The 4,846-nt window shown below is 65.8% G+C and carries 5 protein-coding genes; 3 read left to right on the forward strand and 2 right to left on the reverse strand.

All coding sequences use genetic code 11. The features are described 5' to 3' along the window. The 3 genes from OZ10_RS19585 to OZ10_RS19595 form a co-directional block, all read left to right on the forward strand. Positions 1-973, forward strand: a 973-nt coding sequence (locus tag OZ10_RS19585; protein ID WP_039566722.1) for a TonB-dependent siderophore receptor, incomplete at its 5' end; no start/stop codon positions are given. Positions 974-1,309: 336 nt separating this feature from the next. After that, positions 1,310-1,885, forward strand: a complete 576-nt coding sequence (gene pnuC / locus OZ10_RS19590) for a nicotinamide riboside transporter PnuC (RefSeq protein WP_039566725.1) — start codon at positions 1,310-1,312, stop codon at positions 1,883-1,885. A gap of 105 nt (positions 1,886-1,990) precedes the next feature. Further along, entirely contained in the window at positions 1,991-2,719 is a 729-nt protein-coding gene (locus OZ10_RS19595) for a UTRA domain-containing protein (RefSeq protein ID WP_039408311.1), read from the forward strand. Between the two features lie 314 nt (positions 2,720-3,033). On the opposite strand, the gene OZ10_RS19600 is transcribed toward OZ10_RS19595, so the two are convergent. Both OZ10_RS19600 and OZ10_RS19605 read right to left on the reverse strand, forming a co-directional pair. Beyond that, complete coding sequence (locus OZ10_RS19600) at positions 3,034-3,873, reverse strand: glycosyltransferase family 2 protein (protein ID WP_039566726.1); 840 nt, start codon at positions 3,871-3,873, stop codon at positions 3,034-3,036. Beyond that, a partial coding sequence (locus tag OZ10_RS19605) for a secretin N-terminal domain-containing protein (RefSeq protein WP_039566728.1) occupies positions 3,870-4,846 on the reverse strand: 977 nt, incomplete at its 5' end. The genes OZ10_RS19600 and OZ10_RS19605, both read right to left, overlap by 4 nt.

Genomic DNA, 4,846 nt, shown 5'->3' on the forward strand with positions numbered 1-4,846 from the left:
CAACGAATTCGTCGGCAGCGGCAGCATCGACCGCGACCCGGAGGTCTTCGCGCAGACCGACGTAGCGCTGGACCCCAGGCAACGCCGCCTGGACAGCCGCCAGCGCGCGCTGGTGCTGGCCGACCGCATCGGCCTGGGTGAGCAGTGGGAGCTGTCGTTGGGCGCGCGCGCCGTGCGGCTGGACGAACGCGCGTTCGATCGCGACGGGCTGTTGGAACGCCGCACCCGCAAGGACGCGGTGTTGCCGCAGGCGGCGCTGTTGTTCAAACCGCGGCAGAACGTGTCGCTGTATGCCAGCTACGCCAAGAGCCTGGCCGCCGGCGGCACCGCGCCGTGGTTTGCCGACAATGCCGACGAGATCCTGCCGCCCACCAGTGCGTATCAGCTGGAAACCGGCGCCAAGATCGACCTGCAGGGCCTGCGCCTGGGCGCGGCGCTGTTCGACATCCGCCAGGCCTACCAGTTCACCCAGCCGCAAGCCGACGGTAGCCTGCTGTTCGTGCAGCAGGGCCGGCTGCATAACCGCGGCCTGGAGCTGTCGGCCGATGGCGCGGCGACCGAGCAGCTGCGCCTGTTCGCCAGCATCGCGACCATCCGCGCCCGCGCAGAAGACACCGACATTGCAGCGTATGAGGGCCATCAGGCCATCAACGTGCCCAAGCTGCGCGCCAGCGTGCAGGCCGACTACAGCGTGCCTGGCGTCGATGGGCTGGCGCTGCTGGCCGGCGTGCAATACAGCGGGCGCAAGTTCGCCGACCGCCTTGGCAGTGCCAGCGTGCCCGCCTACACGGTGGCCAATCTGGGCGCGCGCTACGCCACGACGTTGGGCACTCTGGCGACGACGTGGCGGGTGAACGTGGACAACGTGTTCGACAAGCGCTACTGGCGCGATTCCGGCGAATACCAGGGCGATGCGTATCTGTTCCCGGGCGCACCGCGTACGGCGCGGCTGACCGTGCAGGTGGATTTTTGAGGTCTGCTGTCTCCCCCATCCGCCCTTCGGGCACCTTCCCCCGCAAGCGGGAGAAGGACGTTGACGCGAAATCACGTGGGCTTGGGCGTGTTTCAGGCACTGGCTGATGGCGGCAGCTGAGAGCAACTGACAGCACTCCTGCGCGGCCGCCATTCGGGCGGGCGCCAGGTTGTGTCAGCCGCTCTTGAGGCAGGAGCTCGGCGGTGAGGACGCTGTTGGGTTTCCATCGCATACAGGCTCGGAGTCGCGCAGCATCCACTTGCGACTGCAACACGATTTTGCACGGGTCGCACCCGTGCCCCCGCTCTCCGCTCTCCGCTCTCCATCAGGCATTGCATGTCGTTGCTCGAATCCATCGCTGTCGTGATCAACCTGCTGGGCGTGTGGCTGACCGCGCGACGCATCCGCTGGTGCTGGCCGGTGGGCATCGTGGCGGTGAGCTTGTACGCGTGGCTGTTCTTCCAGTGGAAGCTGTACTCGGACATGCTGCTGCAGGGCGTGTACGTGCTGACGCAGCTGTATGGCTGGTGGCAGTGGCAGCGCGGCAATGCCACGGACACGCGCATCCGCCCGTTGCCGATGCCGCAGCAGGAACTGTGGATCTCGCTGGGCATCGGTGCTGCGTTCGCTGCGGGGTTGGGCGCGTACATGCATCACCGCACCGACGCCGCACTGCCCTGGCTGGACGCGGCGCTGGCCAGTTTCAGCCTGGTCGCCAGCGTGTGGGCCGCGCGCAAGCGCATTGCCAACTGGGTGTTGTGGATCGTGCTGGACTGCGTGTATGTCGGCGTCTTCGTCAGCAAGGGCCTGTACCCCACTGCCCTGCTCTACGCCGGCTTCGTGGCGCTGGCGGTCTACGGGTGGCGCAGCTGGAAACCCCAACAGAACCGCAATCCGGCGGCGCTGCGCTGAGTCCGGCGCGGTTTGCTGGCGCGTTCTTCATTACCATCGGCGCATGCACGACTTTCAGCCTGTTGCCTTACCGATGCGTCAACTCCTTGCCGGGCGGCACGCCGCATGAGCGCCTCGCGCCAGCACGCCATCACCGAGATCATCTCCGCGCAGATCGCTGCCGGCGAATGGGGCCCTGACCAGCGCCTGCCGGTGGAGCGCGAACTCGCCGAGCGGTTCGGCTGCACCCGCATCACCTTGCGTGAGGCCCTGCAGCAACTGGAAGCGCAGGGACGCATCTACCGCGAAAACCGCCGCGGTTGGTTCGTCAGCGCGCCACGCGTGCGTTACGACCCCACCAGCATTGCCGGCTTCATGCAGTACGTGGCCGCGCAAGGGCGAAAGCCGCGCACCGAGCTGCTCAGTGCGACCCGGCAACCGGCCGGCGCCGCCTTCGCCGCCGCACTGCGTCTGGCGTCGCCTTACGAGGATGTCTTCGTGCTGCAGCGCCGGCGCTGGATCGACCGCCGCGCGGTGCTGCTGGAAACCAATGTGGTGCTTGCAGCGTGGGCGCCGGGCCTGCTGGAACATGATCTGGCCGGCTCGCTATCGAGCGTGTTCAACCAGAAGCTGGGGTTGTTCCTGAGCCGCGCGCAGGTGTCGATGCATCCGGCCGGCCTGGATGCCACCCAGGCGATGCTGCTGCAGTCCACCACCGGCACGCCCTGCTTCCGCCTGCAGCGGACCAGCTTTGCCGAGGACGGCCGCGCGGTGGAACTGGATATCGAATCCTGGCGTCACGACGCGCTGGAGGTGGTGGTGCGGACCGATGCGCCGACGCGGGATGCGCTTTAGCGCCGGGATTCGGGATTCGGGATTCGGGAATCGGGAATCGGGAATCGGGAATCGGGAATCGGGAAAAGCATGCGCTGCTATCGGCAGTGTTGCGTGTGTCTTGGTGATTATGGTCGTGCAGCTGACACCAGGCGGCGAGCGGCGCAGATGCGGGTCGCTGTGCTGTGTGCTGTACCGGGCAGCAGCTGCGTGCGCTGACCACTGCGCGATGATTTTGCCCTTGCATCTTCTTGCGTGATCGCGACGTCTTGTCCGTCATCGCGACGTCGCTGCGCCACCGCCGGCATGCGTGGAAGGCGTTGTTTTGCGGGCGGCTAGGCGTCGAACAGCATGCGTTGCGGATCGGGGGGCGGCAGTTCGGCCAGCAGCCGACTCAGTTGTTCGCGTTGCGCACGCAGCGGGTCGTGCATGAGGAAGTTGGCCAGGCGGGCGTGCCAGGCTGGCCAGCGGGTGGCCAGGGCATCCATGTCGCCATCGGCCGGGCGGCCTTCGTGCGGCGAGGCGACGAAGGCTGTGTCGCACAACACGTTACGCCAGCCCAGCCCGCCCATGCGTAGGCTGAGGTCCACCAGCGCGGCGTACCACGAGCCGTAGCTGCTGGCATCCAGGCCGCCGGCCTTGCGTCGCGCGGTGCCGCGCAACAGCACCGCGTGGCCGACCGCCGAAGGCAGCTCCGGGTGCAACGGCGGCATGGCCGCACAGGCAGCGGCCAACCGTTCCGGCGCATCCGGCAACGGGTTGAGTTCGCCCAGCCGCGGCCAACTGCAGGCTTCGCCCACGTTGCTCCATGGCGTGGCCGTGGCGATCGCCGCATCGCGCGCAAAGCACGCGCTCAACTGGCTCAACCAGCCCGGAAATGGGCAGGCATCCACGCCCAACACCACCACATCGGCGTCGCCGCAGGCGCTGAGCATTTCATCCAGATGCGCCACCTCGCCGAGCATGCGTTGGCGACGGGTGTGATGGGCCTGCAATCGAGTGCGTGCCAACCAGTGTTCGATCACCGCACGCCCGCGCGGGCCGGCCTGCGCATCGTCGGCCAGCCACACCCGTGTATCTGCGGGTGTGGCCGCATCCAGTGCACCCAGGCACGCGTCCAGCGCCTCGTCGTCGGTGCCAACCGGCACCAGCACGACGGGCAGTGCTGCACTCATTGCGGCTTCTGGCTGGGTTTCAGCGGCTCCATGGCCTTGAACTTCTGGCCGTACTCGTCGGTGAGATTGCGCGCTTCCTGCGGGTTGCGCACGATCGTGGGAGTGATCAAGACGATGACTTCACGGCGGTTGGTATCTTTATTTTTCTGACCAAACAGGGCGCCGACAACCGGCAACTTGCTGAGAAATGGCACGCCAGCGCTGATATCGGTCGTACTGTCGTCGATCAGGCCGGCCAGCATCATGGTGTCACCACTTTGCACTGCCGCCTCGGTTTTGACACGACGCGTATTGATATCGACATTGCAAGCAGCGCTGTTGACGGTGGTTGTGGCTGCTGCCGTACACGCTTGAGGCCGTGCGCCCGGGGTGCTGATTTCCTGCACGATATCCAGGAACACCATGCCGTCCTTGGTGACGCGTGGGCGCACCTTCAGGATCACACCGGTATCGATGTATTGCACCGACGAGAAACTACTGTCGCTGCCCAGGCCAGTATTGATCGACGTGGAATTGATCGGAATGCGTGAGCCAACATTGAGCGTCGCTTCGGCATTGTTTCGCACAAAGACTGACGGTGTCTGCAGCAGTCGCAAATTGGTGACCGTATCCAGGGCACTGATGACTGCTGCAGCATTCTTGCCGAGAAACGTCCAGCCCACGCCGCCGTTGGTGACGGTACCTGCAATATCGCCCCAGATGCCGCGTCCTACAGCGGGTGGCAGGCCAGGCCCACCGGATGTCACTGGCACGCTCACTGCATTCTCGAAATACCAGTTCACACCGTACTGCAGCGCACCCGTCAAATTCACCTCAGCCACCTGTGCCTCGATATGCACCTGCATCGGCATCACGTCGAGTTTCTCGATGACATCGCGGATGGACGTCCATGCCTGCGGGGTGGAGCGCACCAGCAAGGTGTTGGTTTCGGCCACTGCCGACACGCCGACCTTGTCGCCTTGCACTTCCAGCG

Source organism: Xanthomonas cannabis pv. cannabis, from assembly GCF_000802365.1.
GTDB classification, from domain to species: Bacteria; Pseudomonadota; Gammaproteobacteria; order Xanthomonadales; family Xanthomonadaceae; genus Xanthomonas; species Xanthomonas cannabis.